Origin of the sequence: Acetobacter persici, from assembly GCF_018256955.1 — a bacterium.
GTDB classification, from domain to species: Bacteria; Pseudomonadota; Alphaproteobacteria; order Acetobacterales; family Acetobacteraceae; genus Acetobacter; species Acetobacter persici.
Window position 1 is genome coordinate 351,807 of the sequence record NZ_JAERKU010000002.1, and the last position, 19,285, is coordinate 371,091.

Genomic DNA, 19,285 nt, shown 5'->3' on the forward strand with positions numbered 1-19,285 from the left:
CTCACGCACGGGTGGAGGCTCACCCGCGCCTGCTCAAGGCCTTAGAGGTGCGCCTTCCTGACGATCATTGCAAGATCATGCCGTTCATCGCTAAACACGACAACACTGTTCTGTACGGCGTTCTGGACGCTGTTTCCGGCAGGGGTGAGGGGGAGTGGATGGCAGACACACCAGCATGTCAGCAGCACGCGCAATCCGTGCCGGAAACGGTGGCGGGTGCTGGACAGGGCAGTACTGTGCAGGGTCACACCGCACCGGCCCTGACAGCATGGGCTTTTGTGCGGGACTATATGGCGTTTCTGCTGCCGCGAGACCTGAATGTGCTCTGGACCATCGGCGCGATGCTGGTGGCGGTTCTGGCCCTTATGCTGCTGAGCGGCCTGACACTCGCGCTGACCTATACGCCTGATGCGACACTGGCCTTTAGCTCGGTTGAGACACTGGACCGGCGTGTGCCCTTTGGCTGGCTTTTGCGCAGCCTGCACATGACGGGGGCCACGTTTTTTATGGCTGCCCTGTATCTGCATGTGTTCCGGGGTCTGTGTTACGGCTCCTATCGTGCGCCGCGTCAGGGATTGTGGAGTGTCGGAACAGTTCTGCTGATTCTAGTGATGGTCACGGCGTTTGCCGGTTACGTCCTGCCGTGGGGGCAGATGTCCTACTGGGGGGCGGATGTTGCCGGGAAAGCCGTAGGGGCCATCCCGCTGGTGGGCAACCTGCTGGAGCGGGTGTTTCTGGGCGGGGATGCCCCGGGCACGGCAACGCTGCACCGGATGTTTGTGCTACATTTTACGCTCGCTTTTACCATTGTCGGCATGGTGATGCTGCATGTGGCTGTTCTGCATGCCCGGGGCAGCACCAGCCCGTCTGGCGCTGCCGGGCGGGAACGGGGGCGGATGCTGCCGTTCCATCCTTATTTTACCGTCAAGGACGGTCTGGGCGTGGTGGTGCTGGCCATTCTGTTCACGCTGGTCATGTGTTTCTGGCCGGGGCTGGTGACAGAGGCCGCGAATTATCGCCCCGCCAACCCCCTGCACACGCCTGCGGATATTGAGCCGGAATGGTACTTCCTGCCGTTTTACGGGATGTTGCAGGCAGTGCCCTCCAAGTTTTTCGGGCTGCTGGTGTCCGGTGGGGCGGTGGCAACTCTGCTGTTTGTGCCCTGGCTGGACCGGGGCACGCCCGCAACCTTTGCCGCAGGGCGCTGGGGTGGCCTTAAGTGGTTGCCGCGCCTCGCTCTGGCGGGGCTGGTCGGCGCTTTTGTGGTGGCCGGGCTCGCGGGGCGGCACCATGTGCAGGGCGGCTGGTTGCTGGCAGGGCGTGTGGCCACTCTGGGTTACTATCTGTACTTCCTTGGTTTTTTACCGTTTTACAGTCGGGTCGCACGCAAGGAGGTTCGGTCTTGAAGATGCTGTCTGTTCCGGCCCGGTGGCCTGTGCGCGTCCGTCCACGGCTTCTGCTGGCGTTGCTTCTGCTGCCTGCGCTGGGTGGTGCGGAGGTGGCCAGAGAGCCCGCACAGGCAGCCCCACCCGCCGATGCACCCGCGCATGCCCCGGTGCAGAACTGGTCTTTCAAAGGGCCCTTCGGGCATTTTGATCTGGCTGCCGTGCAGCGGGGTTATGCCGTGTTTGCCGGGGTCTGCGCCTCCTGCCACAGCCTGACACAGGTGCAGTTTTCCGATTTTGGGAGCATGGGGTTGACGCAGGAGCAGGTCGCAGCTCTTGCCGCTTCATGGCAGGTTGCGGCAGGGCGGGACGCAGAGGGGCATCTGCGGCACCGGAAAGCAACGCCGGATGATGCACTGCCCCGACCCTATGCGGATGCTGACGCTGCGCGTGCGGCAAACCGTGGTGCCGTGCCGCCTGACCTCTCCCGGATTACGCAGGTCTATCCGGGTGCGGCGGACCGTGTCTATGCCTTGCTGACGGGCTATACAGCCGCAAAAAAATCCGTCACAGCGGCTGGTGCTGGTGCTGGTGCTGGTGCTGGTGCTGGTGCTGGTGCTGGTGCTGGTGCTGGTGCTGGTGCTGGTGGGGAGACCCATGCGGCGCTGCCGGAAATGGGGTTTGCAAACCCTTATGCCATCGGGCACCGCACCGCCATGCCGCCGCCGCTGCGGGACAATGCCGTGCTGTATGCGGATGGTACGCAGCCCACCGCGCAGCAGGAAGCGCGGGATGTCACAACCTTTCTGGCTTGGGTTTCCAGCCCGCATGCGGATGACAAACGTAGGCTGGGGGTTGGGGTTGTGCTGTATCTGTGTTTTCTCGCCTGCTTGCTTGTTATCCTGAAACGGAGAATCTGGTCTCATGTCGCAAAATGAAGTTGTGGAACCCGTCATTGGTCTTATCGGCGGGTCCGGCCTGTATGATATTGACGGGCTGGAAGAGAAGGAATGGCGCACTGTTGAAACCCCGTGGGGTCTGCCGTCCGATCAGCTTCTGTTTGGCAGGCTGGAGGGTGTGCGCTGCGTGTTTCTGCCGCGGCATGGCCGGGGGCATCCTATTCCGCCCAGCCGCCTGAATTACCGCGCCAATATTGCCGCGATGAAGATGTCCGGCGTAACGGATATTGTATCTCTCTCCGCCGTCGGGTCTCTCAAGGAAGAGCTGCCGCCGGGGCATTTTGTGATTGTCGATCAGTTTATTGACCGCACGATCTGGCGCGAAAAAAGCTTTTTTGACACAGGCTGCGTTGCCCATATCTCCATGGCCGACCCGCTGTGCGCCCGTATTGGCGATGTGCTGGAAGCGCAGAGCAACGCTCTGGGGCTGGATGTCACACGCGGCGGCACGTATCTGGTGATGGAAGGCCCGCAGTTCTCTACCCGTGCGGAAAGCAACCTGTATCGCTCATGGGGCTGCTCCGTTATCGGGATGACCAACATGCCGGAAGCCACGCTCGCGCGGGAAGTTGAGATTTGCTACGCGACCGTCGCCATGGTGACGGATTATGACTGCTGGCATGAAGATCATGATAACGTGACGGTAGAAAGCGTCGTTAAAACCATGCAGGGCAATTCTGCTAAGGCGAAGGCTCTGGTGAAAGCTGTCATTCCGGCCCTTGGCCAGCCGCGCGGCCTGTGCTCTGCTGGGTGTGACAGAGCACTGGAATATGCGCTGATTACCGCCCCGGAAGCCCGGGACCCCGCGCTGATCAGCAAGCTGAAGGTCATAGCCGGTCGCGTGCTGTAAGGCTGATAACCAGACGGGCTCTCTTGCACGTCTGACCAAAACGGGCGAATGCTAACCCAATGACTGGAATGGCTTTGCTCTCGTGACGATTACCGAACATCTTCGCTCTTCAACCCGTCCGCTGGCCCTTGTAACGGGGGCCGCGGGTGGCATTGGTGTGCCGCTTGTCAGCCGTCTGGTGGCGGCAGGGTACCATGTTCTGGCGCTCAGCCGGAGCGGGGGCGAGGGGGAGCAGCCGTTTATCACGCCTCTGGCGTGTGATCTGACAAAACCTGAACAGATTGAGCAGAGCGTTGCGCTGATTGCTTCTCTGGGGCGGCCAGTGCAGGTGCTTGTGCATAGTGCAGGCGTGATTGTGCCGCAGCGGATGGGCGGCGGGGATACCACGGCGGTTGCAACACAGCTTGGGGTTAATCTTGAAGCTCCTATCCTGCTGACCATGAAGCTGCTGCCGCATATTCCCTCAGGCGGGCATGTGGTGTTTATCAACTCCATGGCCGCCCTTGTGCCGCTGGAGGGCAGCAGCATTTACACCGCCAGCAAATTCGGGCTGCGTGGCTTTGCGCTCTCGCTGGCGCAGGATGTGCGCAAATGCGGCATCCATATCTCCTCCGTGTTTCCGGGGGCGGTCGATACCCCCATGCTGAAGCGCGAGATTGATAATGGCGGCTCACCGCTGAATTTTGTGACTGCCCCTGCCACCGCAGACGGGATTGCCGCAATTGTGATGCGCCTGCTGCGCTGCCCGCGCGCGGAGGTGTTCTGCCCGAGTTCGGACGGAATTCTGGCGCAGCTCATGCTGATGATGCCGCGCGTCTGGCGGATGATTCTGCCAATCCTGCTGAAAAAAGGGCGCAAAGGCCTGCGGAAGTATCTGGATGGACAGGGGAAGTCCTGAGATCTTCACAAGAGGCCTTGTGTGCAAACAGGATGGTTTTAACGCAAAGTTTTTAACGATCCTGATTTTCTCAAATGGATTTTATGCCGTTCTTCTCACCATCGCAGACTTTGTAGGCGGGTGATTAGCGCTGGGGCGCGCGCAAGAACCGCGTATGGACACATCAGAAGAGGCTGGTTGTCGTCTTGGCCGCCGTGTTTTTCGGAAAGAGTGCGTTACAGAACCCAAGCGGCACGGTAATCGGCATTCATCTTTAAAAATACATCAAAGGACGAACTGCACGGCAGACCGCGCGGCGCGATTTTATGCACGCTGCATTTTCGCAAAGTGCTAAAGTTTATCTGAATTTTAAGGAAAATGGTGGAGGGAGTTGGATTCGAACCAACGTAGGCGTACGCCAGCGGATTTACAGTCCGCCCCCTTTAGCCACTCGGGCATCCCTCCGGGTTGTTGAGGCAGGAATTAGAGGTCAGGCGGCCTGTTGTCAACACTCTGTTTTCATTCTCTTTCCGTATTCAGGAAAAAACTTTGTGCCCGATGGGTGGACAGCATCGCCCTCAGGCGTGAAAGGTGCCGTTCATCAGCTTTTTGAGCAGGAGAAACATCATGAGCAAACATGTGACGGCCAGACGGCATACTCCGCGTTCTCTGGCGGCGCTGGATGCCCCCATTGTCGCGCTGACGGCTTACACCACGCCCATGGCGCGCCTGATGGACCCGCATTGTGATCTTCTGCTGGTGGGAGATTCTCTGGGGATGGTGGTGTACGGGATGGACTCCACCCTTGCCGTAACGCCCGAGATGATGATTGCGCACGGGCAGGCCGTGGTGCGTGGTAGCAAGAATGCCTGTGTGGCGATTGATCTGCCGTTTGGCAGCTACCAGCAAAGCCCGCAGCAGGCTTTTGCCGTCTCTGCGGAGATCATGGCCAAAACAGGTGCCGGGTGTGTCAAACTGGAAGGCGGGGTGGAAATGGCTGAAACCGTCCATTTTCTGACCCAGCGTGGTATTCCGGTAATCGGGCATATCGGGCTGAAGCCGCAGGCTGTGCATACGCACGGGGGCTTCCGCACCGTAGGGCGTGGCAGTGAGGCCGAGCAGGTGATGCAGGATGCAAAAGCTATTGAAACCGCCGGGGCTTTTTCTGTTGTGATTGAGAGCACTATGGAGCCGCTGGCGCGTGAAATTTCAGAAACGCTTTCCATCCCGACAATCGGCATCGGGGCCTCTCCGGCCTGTGGTGGTCAGGTTCTGGTGGGGGAGGACATGCTTGGGCTTTTCTCTGATTTTACACCACGGTTTGTGAAACGCTTTGCGGCCATTGGCGAGCAGGTGGACAAAGCCGTGGCAGAGTATGCCGCCGCCGTGCGGGACCGGAGTTTTCCGGGACCGGAACAGTGCGTCGGGATGCCAAAGAAAGAGTCCTGAAAAACACGTTTCAGGAAAAGGATATTTTTAGGGTTCTTTTAAGGCATCCCAATATTTTAGGGAGAATGAGCAGAAGATGCTCATTCTCCCTAAACTTCAAAAACATAAATCAGTAAAAGCATTTTCGTTCTGCGTGGTAAAATAACCGCGCAGAACGAATCATATGCGGGTTACTGATACCGGTTTAGCCACCAGCCATAAGGCCGGGGTAGTACGTCGGCAGGCTGTTTTTTATGCACCGCGCGCGCTGCGACGTAGGGCCAGTGCGGGTCGGCCAGCAGCGGGCGACCGAGGGAGACGGTATCTAGTGTGCCGGTGCGGATCAGGGCATCGGCCTGTCGTCCCTCACTGATATACCATGAGGTCGAGACAGAGAGTGCTGTTTCCTGTTTAATCTGGTGGGCGTAAGGCGCCATGAATGCAGGCCCCCATGGAATCTGAGCCTCTGGCGTGCAGAAGCCGATGCTGACATCCAGAAAATCCAGCCCGCTCTCTTTGAGTTTTTTAAGCAGGGAGACAGAGTCCCGCAGGTTTTCATCATCATGACCGTTAAATTCAATCACGCCAAACCGAATGGTCAGTGGCAGATTATCTGGCCAGACCTCCCGCACAGCCTCCAGTGTTTCCACCAGAAAACGGCCACGGTTTTCAGCAGACCCGCCATACTGGTCCGTGCGTTTGTTGGCGTCGGGGGAGAAAAAGCTCTGGGCCAGATAGCCATGGGCAAAATGCAGCATGAGCCACTGAAAGCCGACATCCCGCGCGCGTTCTGCTGCTTTGACAAAATCGGCTTTGACGCGGGCAATATCGTCCAGCGTCATTTCCGTCGGTGTGCGGGGGAGGTTGGCGCCAAACGGAATGGCGGAGGGGCCGATGGGCTGCCAGCCGCTCGGGTCACCTTCAGGAATATGGTCATCCCCTTCCCACGGCCGGTGGGCGCTGGCTTTGCGGCCTGCATGTGCAAGCTGGATGCCCGGCACAGCGCCCGCTTTACGAATGGAGTCTACAATCGGGGCAAAAGCGGCAGCCTGTTCATCATTCCACAGGCCGAGGCAGGCGGGGGTAATGCGGCCTTCAGGAGAAACACCGGTGGCTTCCACCACTACCAGCCCCGAGCCGCCGCGGGCGAGGCCAGCATAATGCACATGGTGCCAGTCATTCGGCACACCATCCTGCGCCATATACTGGCACATGGGGGCCACCGTAATACGGTTGCGCAGAGTGACGTCTTTTAAGCTATAGGGGTCAAACAACGTTGGCATGGGTGTAGCCCTTTTTTCGGGTGAAACACGTGATGGAATAGTTCGACAATAATCGAACTATAAGATCGCGCAAGAGGGCAGAGGCAGGAAAAGACGCATGAAGCAGTATGAGCATCCTCCGGCGGAAGCGTTTGAGCTGACCTGCATTCTGCATGCGTTGTCTGACCCGTATCGGCTTTCCATTGTGCAGAAGCTCTCCGTTTTGCAGCCGCAGCCCTGCGCACCGTTGCAGGGGGACAGGCCGAAATCCTCAGTCTCGCATCATTTCAGCGTGCTGCGGAAAGCCGGACTTGTGCGGACGGTAGTTGTAGGCGTCACGCACATGAACAGCCTGCGCAATGCCGAGCTTGAAGCGCGCTTTCCGGGGCTGCTTGAGGCTATTCTGGAAGCGGCTGCGCGTCAGGGCTGATCTGCGGATGTGTCGCCGGGGCTGTTGAGGAGCGGGACCGCCTGACCGCCTGCATGGGCGCTGCTGGCCAGAACCTGCACCCCCAGTACGTGCCAGCCCGAAGAATCCTGAGTGAGAAGGGGGGCGCCGCTACTGCCATGCGTGCCCGCGCAGTCATGCGAGAACAGCAGATTACCGCCTCCGTCATGTGTCAGGCCGGTCAGATGGCAATGCAGATCTGCGGTAATGACGTCGGGCATATTCTGTTCGTACCCCCCCAGCACGACGGGCATATCGGGGTGAATCTCTTCAGGTTTTGTGCTGACGGGAAAGACTTCATCGGGCCGGGCAACCGGGTGATCCAGCACCAGTGTGGCATGGTCCAGCCCTGCACTCTGGCTTTCCTTGTCTGGCGTATAGCCGGGGGGAACAATAAAGCGGACCACGCGGGCATGGGCCATGAATGTATTGCCGCTATAGGCCCGCAGAAAATGCACGCTACCGGGCTGAACGAAGCGAGCCGGTTTTGCGAGCCAGAGGCAATGCGCCGCCGTCTCCACCAGCACAGGGCTGATCAGAAAGCCCGTGCAGCGTGCGCCCAGTTCTGTCTGCACGCGCCCTATGGCGGACCATGGCGGATGGGCGGTGGAGACGCGCTGTCTGGGGTCTGCAAAAGGTGTAACCCCAGCCAGATGAGTGCGGTAATCCGGCCCGGCGGCGGCGGCGGCGGAGGCAGGCAGGGCAGGCAGCAGCGCTGCAAGAGTGACGGCTAGTCCCAGAGCCGGTCCCAAGAGGAGCGTGGCCTTACGGGGAGCCAGCAGCGTTTTTGCGGACAGTGAATAGGCTGCCCGCAAAAACGTTGTAAAAAAGGGCCGCTTAGTCCGCATAACCCTGCGGGTGATCTTTGCGCCAGGCAAAGGCGGTTTCTACAATCCGGTCGATATCCGTAAATTCCGGAGCCCAGCCGGTTGCAGCCATCAGGCGTTTGGGGCTGGCGACCAGACATGGCGGGTCACCGGGGCGACGGTCGCCTGCCTGCCAGGGCACGTCCAGACCGGTAACGCGGGCCACGCTCTCAATAATCTCGCGGTTGGAATTACCGCGCCCGGTGCCGACATTGAAGGTGACGCTCTTCTCGTTCAGCAACGGCAGCACGGCCAGATGTGCCCGCGCCAGATCGGTCACATGGACATAATCGCGCACGCAGGTGCCGTCTGCCGTGGGGTAATCCTGTCCGAACAGGGTCAGGGCCGGGCGTCGGCCGAGGGCTGCATCAATCACCAGCGGGATCAGATGCGTCTCCGGGCGGTGGTCTTCCCCGGCGCGGCCTGCGGGGTCAGCCCCGGCGGCGTTGAAGTAGCGCAGGCACGCACTTTTCAGGCCATGAATCCGGTCCGCCCAGTACAGGGCGCGCTCGACCATATATTTGCTCTCGCCATAGGGAGAGCCGGGGTCAACGGGCGTATCTTCACTGATCGGCTCGTCTCCGGCGGAGCCGAAGAGGGCTGCGGTAGAAGAGAACACAAACCGTTTAATGCCGTGCCGCACACAGGCATCAATCAGCCCGAAGCCAATGCCCGCATTGGCGGACATATAGAGCATCGGGTCCTGCATGCTCTCCCCAACCAGAGAGAGTGCGGCAAAATGCAGAACGCCATCCCACGGGCCATCGGCCAGAACGCGGTTCAGGCACTCAAGATCAGCGAGATCTCCATGGATGAATGTGGCGGCCTCCGGCACCGCGGAGCGATGGCCCGTGCGCAGGCTGTCAAACACCACAACGTCATGCCCATCATCCAGAAGAGCAAGAACCACGTGGCTGCCGACATATCCAGCGCCACCCGTAACAAGAAAACGAGCCATGAAAGCGAATACTCATATCCGTTATAAAGATGGCTCAGACCCTAGGGTGTTTAAGCCCTTGCGCGCAAGGCCGGGAATGCGTTTTCCGGCCTCAGAACGGCTTAAGCAGGCGGTCCAGATAATCCAGTTCCTGCTGTGGCCGCGTGCGGTCGGAATCGCGGCGGCGCAGTTCCTGCTCAATTTCACGGGCGCGCTGGCGGGCGACGTTATCGGGGACGTGCGTGCCATCATCAGGAGCCTGATCCCCGCCTTCTCCCATGCGGCGACCCAGAGGGTCGCGCTTGTTTTTGCCGTTATCCTGACCATCCGTTTCATCCGCGTCGTCAGAGGGGGAGGCTCCATCATCCCCTTCATCCGCGCTGCCCTGACCTTGCTGGCCTTCTCCCTGACCGCCGGGCTGGCTCCCGGACTGGCCGCCGCTCCCCCCGCCAAACGCGGGCAGGAAGCTGGGTGTTGCGTTCTGGCCGTTGTCCTTCATGGTGTCCTGCATCTGCTGGCGGCTTTTGCGCAGAGCTTCCAGCACTTTCTCTTCCGCTGTCGCAGCCGCAGCATCATCCCCGTCGGCCAGCGCCTTGCGGGCGTCATGCATACTTTTCTGGGCGTCTGAAAATGCCGGGGGCGTTTTGCCTGTCAGGGCCTTGAATTCATCTTTCAGCTCGTCCAGTGCGCGATCCAGCGCGTGCTGGGTAGCGCGGTCTGTGCGGCGGGCCGCGGCCTGTGATTCGGCCCGGGCCGGGTCCAGTGGCGGGGGGGAGGCATCGTCTGTCTTGCTGTCCGGGTGCTGAGGCGGTGTTTGTGGCCCCGGTGCGTTCTGGTCCGTGCCGGGAGGCACGGGGAGGCCGAGCCTCCGCAGGAGTTCGGCGGTTGGCATGGAGCCGTAATCATCATCGCCGTCCTCATCCGCATCCATGCCATTCTGCTGACGGGACTGGGCGCGGAGGGTTTCATCCAGCCGGGACTGTGCGTGGTCCAGCAGGGAGGTCTGTTTGCTTGTCAGGTCCCGCAGGGCGGCGGCCTGTTCGCGTGCTTTCTGCTGCGCGACCATCTGCTGCGCCATGGCCGCCATATCCTGCGGTGTGGCGTTGCGCATGCGTTCTGTCGCGTCTTCCATCTGTTGCAGGCGCTGGAGAGCGTCAGCGGAGTGCCCGTTGGCGGCGTCCCGCTGTAATTGCTGCATCAGGCGGGAGAAGGCTTTGTCTCCTGCTCTGGAAAAACCGGGCAGGTCCGGAATGGCGGTGTGGTCCCGCAGAGCCTGCGCGGCCAGAGCCTGCATCTTGCGGGCAATGGCGTCTTTCAGGCTTTTCAGCCGGGCTTCCAGCTCTTCCCGCGCCTGTGGGGACTGCTGGCCTTCCTCACGCATATGCTGCAACTGCTGCGCGACGGCGGCCTGCGCGGCGCGCACGTCAAGAGACGCCTGCGCGCTGGCATCATCGCCCTTGCGGCGGTCCTCAATATCCAGAGCCAGATCCCACAGCAGATTGGTGGTGCTGGTGCGGGCAGTTTCCGTATCGACGTCCTTGTTGTCCAGCATGGCGACAAGGCTGGTCAGGGTGAGGAACATCCCCGTGTGGTCATTCACCGGGCCGGGAGTTTCACCAAGGGCCGCGAGGTCTGTCGCGGTCTCGCTCCGGCTTTCACGCCCCTGCGCAAAACGCTTGCGCAGGTCCAGCACGGCCCGGGCGACGGGGGAGTGGAACACGCGGGCCCCAAGATGGAAGGTAACTGGTTTGCTTAGCCCCTTATGGCCGCTGACAGAGGTGGCGACTACGCTGCCGGTGACGTCCTCTCCCGCCCAGGGATCTTCTGAAAGATCAGGCGTGATGACGCCTTTGGCGGATTTGGGATGACCGCTGAGCGGGAGGGGAACTGTCAGGGTGCGGGCCGGGCCACGACCAGGATGCGCCAGATGCAGTTCGACAGAAAGCGACGCCAGACCATAGGCATGCGCGGCTTCATACGGGAGGCGGGTGCGCCAGTCTGTTTGACCTGCGCCGGGGTTAGGACCCCACGCAGCCGTGGGTGCTGAATCAGGCAGAACGGTAATGGGCCAGCGGGCCAGCGTGCGCCCGCGCCCCGCGACGCGCACAAGGCCGCCGTGCCGCAGGGTGACTTCCATTTTCCAGCTCTGATGGTCCAGCGTCTGGCGTGCTTCATCCTGCATGATCAGGCCGCCCGCGCTGTGCAGAGCAGGGTGGGAGGAGAGACCTGTGACGATAACCGTCAGCCGCGCCCCTTCCGGCACGGAGGGGGCGGGCGCATTGGGGTTGAGAAACACCGGCGCTTCAGGCGCATAAGCAGGAGGCGTAATCCAGGCTTCCACATGCGCCAGCGGCACGTCCGGATCATCCCGGCCGGGGATGAAGGCAGCCAGAATACGACCGGGGGCCGAGGGCCCGGCCATGATGCCGGTAAACGCCAGTCCGGCCAGTAGCGCGGCTCCTGCCCAGCGCCGTGCCGGGGTTGCGGGCAGCAGGCGTGGCCATCCGGCCCGTAATGTGCCCAGCGACGCCAGAACCCGCTGCTGATGCGCCTGCCATAATGGCTGGGGCTGACCTTTTTTTACGCCAGCGGGCTGGTCTGTGAGGGTCGCCAGTGGGCGGTTATGCAGGCCGGAGGCCTGTTCAATCTGGCGGTCAATGGCTTCTGCCGAGGGGGCTTTCAGGTTTGAAAGGTCCTGATGCAGCCGCCAGCCGCACAGGCTAAGCCACCCGGCTACCAGCACAAGCCGCAGTCCGTCCGGCAGATGTTGCGGCAGGCGCAGGAGGCCCGCAATGCCATACACGCCCAGCAGCGCCAGCGTGGGCTGGAGCGCAGGCCAGAGCCGTTCGGTGCGCAGCACAAAGGCCGCGTGCTGGCGGGCGGTTGCCAGCCGGGCCGCCAGAGAGCCTCCCTCTGCGGTGGAGGAGGCCAGATCCTGTTTCAGACCCGCCGGGGTCATGCCGTTCCGGCAAGGTGGGAGGGCACGGTTTCCTCCTGCCACAACGCCTCAAGCGGCTGGCGCTTGCGGATGACGGACCATGCCCCTTTGTCCACCAGCACTTCCGCCGCCAGCGGGCGGCTGTTGTAGGTGGAACTCATCACCGCACCATAAGCCCCGGTGTCCAGCAAAGCCACGCGGGCGCCGCGCTGCATGGGGGGAAGCTGGCGGTCCCGCGCGAATGTATCACCCGTTTCACACACCGGGCCGACCACATGGGCGGGGCCAGCGGGCAGGGCGGCATCATGCGGGCTGAGGGGGACAATGCCATGCCAGGCATCATACATGCTGGGGCGCAGCAGGTCATTCATGGCGGCATCCAGCACAAGGAAGGGAGCTTCCTCCCCCCGGGCCTTGTTCAGGATCACCGTGCTGAGCAGCAGGCCGGAGGGGCCAACAGGCCAGCGCCCCGGCTCAATGGCCAGACGCACGCCCAAATCTCCCAGTTCCGCCCTGATGGCTCCGGCCAGTGCTTCCGGCTGGCCTTCTGGCTCGGTGCGATAGGAAATGCCAAGGCCGCCGCCGCAGTCCACAATGTTGACCGTCTGGCCAGCCGCCCGGACGGTGCGCACCAGATCGGCAATGCGGGCATAAGCGGCACGATAGGGGGCAACAGAGAGAATCTGACTGCCAATGTGGGTGGAGAACCCGGCGGCGCGGATGCCCGGCAGGCTGGCGGCACGGGCGTATAGGGCCGCAGCGTCATCATACGGGATGCCAAACTTGTTGGCGGCCAGACCGGTTGTGATCTTGGCGTGGGTTTTTGCATCCACATCCGGGTTGACGCGCAGGGTAATGGTGGCGGTTTTTCCGAGCGCGCTGGCAATGCCGGAAATAATATCCAGCTCTTCCGCGCTTTCCACATTGATCTGGCCAATGCCCAGATTAATGGCCTTTTCCAGCTCAGCATCACTTTTGCCAACGCCGGAAAACACGATGTGGCTGGCCGGGATGCCTGCCTTAAGAGCGCGGGCCAGCTCCCCTCCGCTGACAATATCCGCGCCAAACCCTTCCTTCCGCAGCAGGGAGAGCACGGCCAGATGGTCATTGGCTTTCACAGCGTAGTGGATGGAGGCGTTCAGCCCGGCATCCTGCATGGCCTGCCGCATCCGGTGCATTCGGGCGCGCAATGTGTCACCGCTCAGCACCCAGCATGGCGTGCCGACCTGATCCGCAATGGCGTTCAGGGCCACACCGTCCAGCATCAGGCCGCAGAGCGGGTCCATGTCCAGATACGGGCGGCTGGCCAGCAGCTCCGCAACGGTGGGGTCCGGGTCATGAAACGTCACATCATCGGCCATGGGGCGCGTAAGCCTTAGAAAAGAAAAATGGTCTGGTATCCCGCCAGCTTATGCCGCCAGTTTATACCGTTGACTCTGCCAGATTGCCACCCGTCCCGCCACTCCTGAGTGCCGGGGGCACGGGTGGCGGGATGGCGTGGCGGGCAGACGCTGGCGGGAGGGGCTGCGGTCAGTCTGCTGGCGGGTAGGTCTGCGGATACGTGATTTTATCCTGTGGACCCGGCGCGTGGGGGGAGCCTTTTTTGCCGCAGCCGCTCAGGGGCAGAGCCAGCACCACCAGCGCCAGAAAACTGACAATCAGCCAGATTTTCATGCTCAGGCTCCCTTGCTCTCAGGCGCGGCCTCAGCATCCAGCGCGGCCAGCCAGCGGCGGGCTTCACGCTGCACGTTGCTGCCAGCAGTGCCGCCCTCACTGGTGCGGGAGGCAATGGAGGCTTCAACCGTCAGCACGGAATAGATGTCGTCTGTAATGCCCGGTTCTTCGGCCTGCATCTCGGCCAGAGACAGATCCGCCAGATTGACGCCTTTTTCTTCCGCTTTGGCCACAAGGCGCCCCGTGACGTGATGCGCGGTGCGGAACGGCACCTTCAGCACCCTGACCAGCCAGTCGGCAATATCGGTCGCGGTGGAAAAACCGGAGCCAGCGAGTGCACGCATCTGAGCGGTATTGGCCGTCATGTCCCGCACCATGCCATCACATGCAGCAAGGGAGAGGGCTGCGGCGTCAGTTGCGGCAAAAACCGGTTCCTTATCTTCCTGCATGTCCTTGGCGTAGGCCAGCGGCAGGCCTTTCATCACCGTCAGCAGGCTGACGAGGCTGCCGGTAATGCGGCCCGTTTTGGCGCGGACCAGTTCCGCCGCATCCGGGTTGCGCTTCTGCGGCATGATGGAGGAGCCGGTGGTGAACGCATCAGACAACCGGATGAAGGAGAAGGGTGAGGAACACCAGATGACAATTTCTTCCGCCAGACGGGAGAGATGCATGGCCATGATGGACAGGGCCGAGAGATATTCCAGCGCGAAGTCCCGGTCTGACACAGAATCGAGGGAATTGGCGGTCGGCCGGTCAAAGCCCAGCGTGCGGGCCGTCATTTCCCGGTCGATGGGGAAAGACGTGCCTGCAAGGGCGGCGGAGCCGAGCGGACATTCGTTCAGGCGTTTGCGGGTGTCTGCCAGACGGCCCCGGTCCCGCGCCAGCATTTCCACATAGGCCATCAGATGGTGGCCAAAGGTCACGGGCTGTGCGGTTTGCAGGTGGGTAAAGCCGGGCATGGGGTCTGACGCATGCTCTTCTGCACGGCGGGCAAGAGCGCGCATCAGGGAGGCGACCTGCTGGTCCAGCCCGTCCAGCGCATCGCGCGTCCACAGGCGGAAATCGGTCGCGACCTGATCATTCCGGGAGCGGGCGGTATGCAGGCGTTTGCCGGGTTCCCCGATCCGTTCGGACAGACGGGCTTCGATATTCATGTGAATATCTTCCAGCGCCTCGGAAAATTCAAAGCGTCCGGCTTCAATATCCTTGCCGATGGCCGTCAGGCCCTCGCGGATTGCGGCTTCATCCTCAGTGGAGATGATGCCGGTATGGGCGAGCATGGCCGCATGAGCCAGAGACCCTGCAATATCCTGCTTCCACATGGCTTTATCAAACCCGATGGAGGCATTGATGGCCTGCATGATCTGGGAGGGGCCACCGGCAAAACGGCCGCCCCACTGCATGTTGGCGTCTGCTTTGGCCCCAGGCGTGGCTGCTGTGGCCGCGCTGGTGGTGTCTGTGCTGTTCTGGCTGCTCAGAGACATGTCATGCCCCAACCCGTATCCTTACAAAATGTCTGTGCCCTGCACCCGGCGGGTCTGGCCTGATCTGGCCGCGCTGAGGGTGCAGGCGTGTAAAGGCTGCACCCTACTGATGCAGGCGCTGTGGCGCAAACCGTGAAGATGCGCCATGCTGCCCGGACCACCTGTTGTGGGGGCGGGGCTGCCCTGCTGTGCGGCATGGGTTTTCGCCGGGCAGGATCATCCCTATTTTCTCGGGCAGGAAGAACAGGCTTTCAGGAGTTCAAGACTATGAGTGCAACGAACACGCTTACAACCTACGGTGTGATTGACCCCGGCCCGAACGTGCTGCTGGAAGTCACGAAGGCTGTAAGTCCGATTGCAGCCGTGAAGAAAATTGAAGAGAAAATGCGCGGCGCCGAGTATGTGGCAGCCCGTTCCTATGATCTGGGCGGCGAAGACTCGCTGGAAGGCTCAGACCCTGTCTATCTGGTGTATGACCTGACAGACGCGGAACTGGATGATGAAGGCCTGACGGGGGAAGATGCCGGTCTGGTGCGCGCACAGGCTGAGGAAGCCGGTGTTGTGGTCTCCTCCGCCAAAAGCTGAGGCATGACGGCTTCCGGCTGAGTGCCGGAGGGCTGAACAGGAGGCCGCCCGGTTCTGGCCGTGGCGGCCTTTTTACGTTTCAGGCGATCTTATCATTGGCATTGGTAGGGGCATGGTATGAGCGCAGGCAGGGTGTGGGCCGTCTGGACGCGCCTGTGGTAAGGCCATGCAGAGAGTTAAAGAAGACGGGAAGGGCGCAGGATGACACGCAGCAACGCAGAAACGGCAGCGGGTTTTGCCGTGTATGGCTCTGATCAGGGTGGTCCGTTTGTGCTGGTGAGCGACCATGCAGGCCGTGCCGTGCCGCCGGAACTTGGGGATCTGGGCGTGAGCGCGGAAGAGCGGGCGCGGCACATTGGCTGGGATATCGGCATTGATGGCGTGGGGCGGCATCTGGCGGCCCGCCTGCCAGCGGTGCTGATTGAGCAGGTTTATTCCCGGCTGGTCATTGACTGTAACCGTGCGCCCGGCCACCCGACCTCCATTGTCACCGTGAGCGACGGCACGCCCGTCCCTGCTAATGAGGGGCTGACGCCAGAGCAGATTGCCGCCCGGCATGATGCAATCCTGCACCCTTACCATGCCCGGATTACGCAGGAACTGGATGCCCGTGTGCAGGCCGGTCGCCCGACTGTGGTGGTGGCGCTGCATAGCTTTACCCCGGAAATGCGGGGTTTCAAACGCCCATGGCATGCCGGGATCCTGCATAATCATGATTCGCGTCTGGCCCATATCATGCTCGACCTGCTGCGGCGGGAGGGGCTGACTGTGGGGGATAATGAGCCGTATGCGCTCACGGATACGTCCGATTACACAATCCCCCTGCATGGTGAAAAACGGCAACTCCCGCATCTGGAAATCGAAATCCGGCAGGATCTGATTGCTGAGGAAGCAGGGCAGAAGGAATGGGCTGCGCGTCTGGCGCGCCTGTTGCCGGAAGCGTGGGCGCAGTTCTGCAAACTCTACGGCGAGGCTGGAGCGGCGGATGATGCCTCCGTTCAGGATAACCAGCAGGTGGCGGAACCGGCCAGCGTACGGGCCGCCGGAGCATAAGGGGCGTGGTATAAGGTCAGAGCCCGTTCTCGCCTGTGATCTTTCGCTTGCGGGCTGACGAGGCTCTTCTATTTGCATCCTGAGATTTATCGTGACCCCGGAGAGCGGTAAGTTTGCGCCAACCCGGACACTTCAAGAGACCAGCATGACGAAAACACCCGATTCTGCTTTTGCTCCCCCTCAGATCATCACCGGCAAAGCGCGGCTGGCCGGTGTGCTGGGGTGGCCGGTCTCGCACTCCCGCTCTCCGGCGCTGCATAATTACTGGCTGCGGCGGTACGGGATTGACGGCGCCTATGTGCCCCTGCCAGTGCGGCCGGAGCAGTTTGAAGCCGCAGTGCGGGGTTTGCAGGCGGCCGGGTTCCGGGGCGCGAATGTCACCATTCCGCATAAGGAAGCCGCCTGCGCGCTGGCGGATCGTCTGGACCCGTCGGCACAGCGGGCCGGAGCCGTCAACACGCTGGTTTTTGAAGAAGACGGGCGGATTCGCGGCCTTTCCACGGATGGCGGAGGGTTTGTCGCCAGTCTTGAAGCTGATGGTCTGCCTGTTCCGGCATCAGGTCGGGCGCTCCTGCTGGGGGCCGGAGGGGCAGCGCGGTCCGTTGCCGCGGCCTTGCAGGATCGCGGGGTGCAGGTGTCCGTGACCAACCGGACGCAGGCGCGGGCAGAGAGCCTTGCCGAAGTTTTGCCGGGGCTTGAGGTTGTGCCGTGGGAGACGTGGGAAGCCGGTCTGGGCACGTATGATCTGCTGGTGAACACAACGTCTCTCGGGATGGAAGGCGGCCCGGACCCGATGTTCCGCCCCTCCCTGAAAGCGGCGTCCCGCGCGCTGGTTGTGGCCGATATCGTCTACGTTCCGCGCCTGACACCGCTGCTGGCGGAGGCTGAACAGCATGGTCTGAAAACACTCGGCGGGCTGGGCATGCTGCTGCATCAGGCGCGCCTTGGCTTTCGTGAATGGTTTGGGCAGGACCCGGTGGTGGATGCGGAGACAGAAGCAACCGTGCGCGCCACGTTTTAACTGCTGCCCTGCACAGCAATGCTGGTGAGCTTGGTCTATTCTGTATGTCTGTCGTCATATGGCTGTCAGGGGCGGATACGGTCAGTCCGTAACGGCTGGGCGTTCTGAGCCGGACGGTTTGTGCTCAGAACCGGCATAAAAACAGGGAACGCAGCAAGACGGACTTGATGGAAAAAGGAAGGCACAGGCGTCCGGCATGAAAATTATAGGCCTCACGGGTGGCATGGGCATGGGTAAAAGCACTGTGGCCGCCCTGTTCCGGCATGCGGGTATTCCGGTGTTTGATGCTGATGCCGTTGTCCGGGCGCTTCAGGCAGACCATGGCGCGGCTCTCGGCCCCATTGCGGCTCTTGTGCCGGAGGCCGTGACGGACGGGCATCTGGACAGAGCTGTTCTCAGGCGCGCCGTGTCAGAAACGCCCGGTCTGCTCCGGCAGCTTGAGGCTGTGCTGCACCCAATGGTGCGCGCGGCCCGGCAGGTTTTTCTCACGCGGTGCAGGCGGCAGGGTGCGCGCTGTGTGCTGCTGGATATTCCGCTGCTGTTTGAAACCGGCGGCCAGCGCGTGTGTGATCAGGTTCTGGTTGTGTCCGCGCCACCTCGCCTGCAAGCCGAGCGGGTGGCCCGGCGGCGGGGCCTGCCAAAAGCGGAGGCCCGGAAACTGATGGCCCGGCAGATGCCGGACGCCAGAAAGAGACGTCTGGCCGATACGGTGATAGATACCGGGGTTTCTCTGGCCGCAACACGGCGGCAGGTTCGCGCACTGATTAAGGGCTTGAAGGCATGAAACGCTCCATCCTGTTTGATACGGAAACCACAGGGCTGGACCCGGCGACCGGGGACAGGGTGATTGAAATTGCCGCCCTTGAACTGGTGGGAGACCTGCCTACAGGCCGCAGCTACCGCACGCTGATTGACCCGGAGCGGGATGTGCCGGAAGAGGCCTCCCGCGTGCATGGCTTTACGGCTGCGGACCTTGAGGGGCAGCCGAAATTTGCTGAGGTTGTGGACGAATTTCTCAGCTTTATTGGCGATGATCCGCTGATTGCCCACAATGCACGCTTTGACTTTGGCTTTCTGAATGCGGAGCTGAAGCGGGCCGGGCGCGAGCCGCTGGATATGGCCCGCATGGTGGATACGCTGGATATGGCGCGCGAGCGCTTCCCCGGGATGCCCAACAGTCTGGATGCGCTGTGCCGCCGTTTTGGCGTCGATCTTTCTGCCCGAACCACCCATAACGCCCTGCTGGACTGCAAACTGCTGGCCGATGTGTATGTGGAACTGATGGGCGGCCGCCAGCATGGTCTGGGGCTGGTGGCGGACGGCACGCACGGCCCTGCGGTGATGTATGAGGCCCCGGTCAGCCGCCGGGCTGTGCGCGTGGTGCCAACTCAGGCGGAACTGGCGGCGCACCGCGCTTTTCTGGAAGAACTGAAAGAGCCAGTCTGGAACGCTGAATAGAGGCAGGAAAAACTTTTTAAAAAGGTTGCTGCCTTTCTGGTCTTGCCGTGTTTCTTCTTT

19 protein-coding genes and 1 tRNA gene are annotated in these 19,285 nt (G+C 61.7%); 12 read left to right on the forward strand and 8 right to left on the reverse strand.

What is annotated here, in order from left to right:
- Positions 1–122: 122 nt before the first annotated feature.
- From JK199_RS03740 to JK199_RS03755, 4 genes are all read left to right on the forward strand, one after another.
- Entirely contained in the window at positions 123–1,406 is a 1,284-nt protein-coding gene (locus JK199_RS03740) for a cytochrome b (protein WP_408742327.1), read from the forward strand.
- Between the two features lie 2 nt (positions 1,407–1,408).
- Positions 1,409–2,323, forward strand: a complete 915-nt coding sequence (locus JK199_RS03745; protein WP_212374114.1) for a cytochrome c1 — start codon at positions 1,409–1,411, stop codon at positions 2,321–2,323.
- Positions 2,310–3,194 (forward strand): S-methyl-5'-thioadenosine phosphorylase, encoded by an 885-nt coding sequence (locus tag JK199_RS03750; protein ID WP_212373936.1) that lies wholly within the window; start codon positions 2,310–2,312, stop codon positions 3,192–3,194. The genes JK199_RS03745 and JK199_RS03750 overlap by 14 nt, the downstream gene beginning before the upstream one ends.
- 82 nt (positions 3,195–3,276) lie before the next feature.
- On the forward strand, positions 3,277–4,092 hold the full coding sequence (locus tag JK199_RS03755) for an SDR family NAD(P)-dependent oxidoreductase (protein WP_342356283.1): 816 nt from the start codon (positions 3,277–3,279) through the stop codon (positions 4,090–4,092).
- A gap of 358 nt (positions 4,093–4,450) precedes the next feature.
- On the opposite strand, the gene JK199_RS03760 is transcribed toward JK199_RS03755, so the two are convergent.
- Positions 4,451–4,536 (reverse strand) — tRNA-Tyr (locus JK199_RS03760).
- A 162-nt stretch (positions 4,537–4,698) separates the two neighbouring features.
- On the opposite strand from JK199_RS03760, the gene panB reads away from it, so the two are divergent.
- Positions 4,699–5,520, forward strand: coding sequence for a 3-methyl-2-oxobutanoate hydroxymethyltransferase (gene panB, locus JK199_RS03765; protein WP_212373938.1), 822 nt, complete (start codon positions 4,699–4,701; stop codon positions 5,518–5,520).
- Positions 5,521–5,690: 170 nt separating this feature from the next.
- Here panB and JK199_RS03770 read toward each other — a convergent pair whose 3' ends face one another.
- Positions 5,691–6,782, reverse strand: coding sequence for an NADH:flavin oxidoreductase/NADH oxidase (locus JK199_RS03770; RefSeq protein WP_212373940.1), 1,092 nt, complete (start codon positions 6,780–6,782; stop codon positions 5,691–5,693).
- Positions 6,783–6,879: 97 nt separating this feature from the next.
- Here JK199_RS03770 and JK199_RS03775 point away from each other — a divergent pair, with 97 nt between their 5' ends.
- Positions 6,880–7,191: an ArsR/SmtB family transcription factor gene (locus JK199_RS03775; protein ID WP_212373942.1), complete on the forward strand. Its 312-nt coding sequence runs from the start codon at positions 6,880–6,882 to the stop codon at positions 7,189–7,191.
- On the opposite strand, the gene JK199_RS03780 is transcribed toward JK199_RS03775, so the two are convergent.
- The 6 genes from JK199_RS03780 to argH form a co-directional block, all read right to left on the reverse strand.
- Positions 7,182–8,057: a trypsin-like serine peptidase gene (locus tag JK199_RS03780; RefSeq protein ID WP_212373944.1), complete on the reverse strand. Its 876-nt coding sequence runs from the start codon at positions 8,055–8,057 to the stop codon at positions 7,182–7,184. The genes JK199_RS03775 and JK199_RS03780 overlap by 10 nt on opposite strands.
- A complete protein-coding gene (gene galE, locus JK199_RS03785; protein WP_025828588.1) occupies positions 8,047–9,033 on the reverse strand; it encodes a UDP-glucose 4-epimerase GalE in 987 nt (328 codons plus the stop codon). Before galE ends, JK199_RS03780 begins: the two co-directional genes overlap by 11 nt.
- 91 nt (positions 9,034–9,124) lie before the next feature.
- Complete coding sequence (locus tag JK199_RS03790; protein WP_212373946.1) at positions 9,125–11,971, reverse strand: DUF4175 domain-containing protein; 2,847 nt, start codon at positions 11,969–11,971, stop codon at positions 9,125–9,127.
- On the reverse strand, positions 11,968–13,311 hold the full coding sequence (gene lysA, locus JK199_RS03795; protein WP_212373948.1) for a diaminopimelate decarboxylase: 1,344 nt from the start codon (positions 13,309–13,311) through the stop codon (positions 11,968–11,970). The genes JK199_RS03790 and lysA overlap by 4 nt, the downstream gene beginning before the upstream one ends.
- Positions 13,312–13,480: 169 nt before the next feature.
- A complete protein-coding gene (lptM, locus tag JK199_RS03800) occupies positions 13,481–13,624 on the reverse strand; it encodes an LPS translocon maturation chaperone LptM (protein ID WP_212373950.1) in 144 nt (47 codons plus the stop codon).
- A 2-nt stretch (positions 13,625–13,626) separates the two neighbouring features.
- Positions 13,627–15,108, reverse strand: a complete 1,482-nt coding sequence (argH, locus tag JK199_RS03805) for an argininosuccinate lyase (RefSeq protein WP_212373952.1) — start codon at positions 15,106–15,108, stop codon at positions 13,627–13,629.
- 145 nt (positions 15,109–15,253) lie between these two features.
- On the opposite strand from argH, the gene JK199_RS15945 reads away from it, so the two are divergent.
- The 6 genes from JK199_RS15945 to dnaQ all read left to right on the forward strand — a co-directional run bounded on the left by JK199_RS15945 (position 15,254) and on the right by dnaQ (position 19,225).
- Positions 15,254–15,379: a hypothetical protein gene (locus JK199_RS15945; protein ID WP_280528574.1), complete on the forward strand. Its 126-nt coding sequence runs from the start codon at positions 15,254–15,256 to the stop codon at positions 15,377–15,379.
- On the forward strand, positions 15,376–15,693 hold the full coding sequence (locus tag JK199_RS03810) for a hypothetical protein (RefSeq protein ID WP_212373954.1): 318 nt from the start codon (positions 15,376–15,378) through the stop codon (positions 15,691–15,693). The genes JK199_RS15945 and JK199_RS03810 overlap by 4 nt, the downstream gene beginning before the upstream one ends.
- A 201-nt stretch (positions 15,694–15,894) precedes the next feature.
- Positions 15,895–16,746 carry an N-formylglutamate amidohydrolase gene (locus tag JK199_RS03815; protein ID WP_212373956.1) on the forward strand — a complete coding sequence of 284 codons (852 nt, stop codon included), beginning with the start codon at positions 15,895–15,897 and terminating at the stop codon, positions 16,744–16,746.
- 145 nt (positions 16,747–16,891) lie between these two features.
- On the forward strand, positions 16,892–17,767 hold the full coding sequence (locus JK199_RS03820; RefSeq protein ID WP_212373958.1) for a shikimate dehydrogenase: 876 nt from the start codon (positions 16,892–16,894) through the stop codon (positions 17,765–17,767).
- Between the two features lie 196 nt (positions 17,768–17,963).
- Entirely contained in the window at positions 17,964–18,551 is a 588-nt protein-coding gene (gene coaE / locus JK199_RS03825) for a dephospho-CoA kinase (RefSeq protein WP_212373960.1), read from the forward strand.
- The gene (gene dnaQ, locus JK199_RS03830; RefSeq protein ID WP_212373962.1) at positions 18,548–19,225 is read left to right on the forward strand and encodes a DNA polymerase III subunit epsilon; all 678 of its coding nucleotides are present in this window, start codon (positions 18,548–18,550) and stop codon (positions 19,223–19,225) included. The genes coaE and dnaQ overlap by 4 nt, the downstream gene beginning before the upstream one ends.
- The last annotated feature ends 60 nt before the right edge of the window (positions 19,226–19,285 follow it).

What these genes read in the sequence shown, in the direction of transcription:
- JK199_RS03745 (WP_212374114.1), top strand. Translation starts at nt 1,409, where the DNA reads ATGCTGTCTGTTCCGGCCCGGTGGCCTGTGCGCGTCCGTCCACGGCTT.
- JK199_RS03750 (WP_212373936.1), top strand. Translation starts at nt 2,310, where the DNA reads ATGTCGCAAAATGAAGTTGTGGAACCCGTCATTGGTCTTATCGGCGGG.
- panB (WP_212373938.1), top strand. Translation starts at nt 4,699, where the DNA reads ATGAGCAAACATGTGACGGCCAGACGGCATACTCCGCGTTCTCTGGCG.
- JK199_RS03770 (WP_212373940.1), bottom strand. Translation starts at nt 6,782, where the DNA reads ATGCCAACGTTGTTTGACCCCTATAGCTTAAAAGACGTCACTCTGCGC.
- JK199_RS03775 (WP_212373942.1), top strand. Translation starts at nt 6,880, where the DNA reads ATGAAGCAGTATGAGCATCCTCCGGCGGAAGCGTTTGAGCTGACCTGC.
- JK199_RS03780 (WP_212373944.1), bottom strand. Translation starts at nt 8,057, where the DNA reads ATGCGGACTAAGCGGCCCTTTTTTACAACGTTTTTGCGGGCAGCCTAT.
- galE (WP_025828588.1), bottom strand. Translation starts at nt 9,033, where the DNA reads ATGGCTCGTTTTCTTGTTACGGGTGGCGCTGGATATGTCGGCAGCCAC.
- JK199_RS03790 (WP_212373946.1), bottom strand. Translation starts at nt 11,971, where the DNA reads ATGACCCCGGCGGGTCTGAAACAGGATCTGGCCTCCTCCACCGCAGAG.
- lysA (WP_212373948.1), bottom strand. Translation starts at nt 13,311, where the DNA reads ATGGCCGATGATGTGACGTTTCATGACCCGGACCCCACCGTTGCGGAG.
- lptM (WP_212373950.1), bottom strand. Translation starts at nt 13,624, where the DNA reads ATGAAAATCTGGCTGATTGTCAGTTTTCTGGCGCTGGTGGTGCTGGCT.
- argH (WP_212373952.1), bottom strand. Translation starts at nt 15,108, where the DNA reads ATGTCTCTGAGCAGCCAGAACAGCACAGACACCACCAGCGCGGCCACA.
- JK199_RS15945 (WP_280528574.1), top strand. Translation starts at nt 15,254, where the DNA reads ATGCTGCCCGGACCACCTGTTGTGGGGGCGGGGCTGCCCTGCTGTGCG.
- JK199_RS03810 (WP_212373954.1), top strand. Translation starts at nt 15,376, where the DNA reads ATGAGTGCAACGAACACGCTTACAACCTACGGTGTGATTGACCCCGGC.
- JK199_RS03815 (WP_212373956.1), top strand. Translation starts at nt 15,895, where the DNA reads ATGACACGCAGCAACGCAGAAACGGCAGCGGGTTTTGCCGTGTATGGC.
- JK199_RS03820 (WP_212373958.1), top strand. Translation starts at nt 16,892, where the DNA reads ATGACGAAAACACCCGATTCTGCTTTTGCTCCCCCTCAGATCATCACC.
- coaE (WP_212373960.1), top strand. Translation starts at nt 17,964, where the DNA reads ATGAAAATTATAGGCCTCACGGGTGGCATGGGCATGGGTAAAAGCACT.
- dnaQ (WP_212373962.1), top strand. Translation starts at nt 18,548, where the DNA reads ATGAAACGCTCCATCCTGTTTGATACGGAAACCACAGGGCTGGACCCG.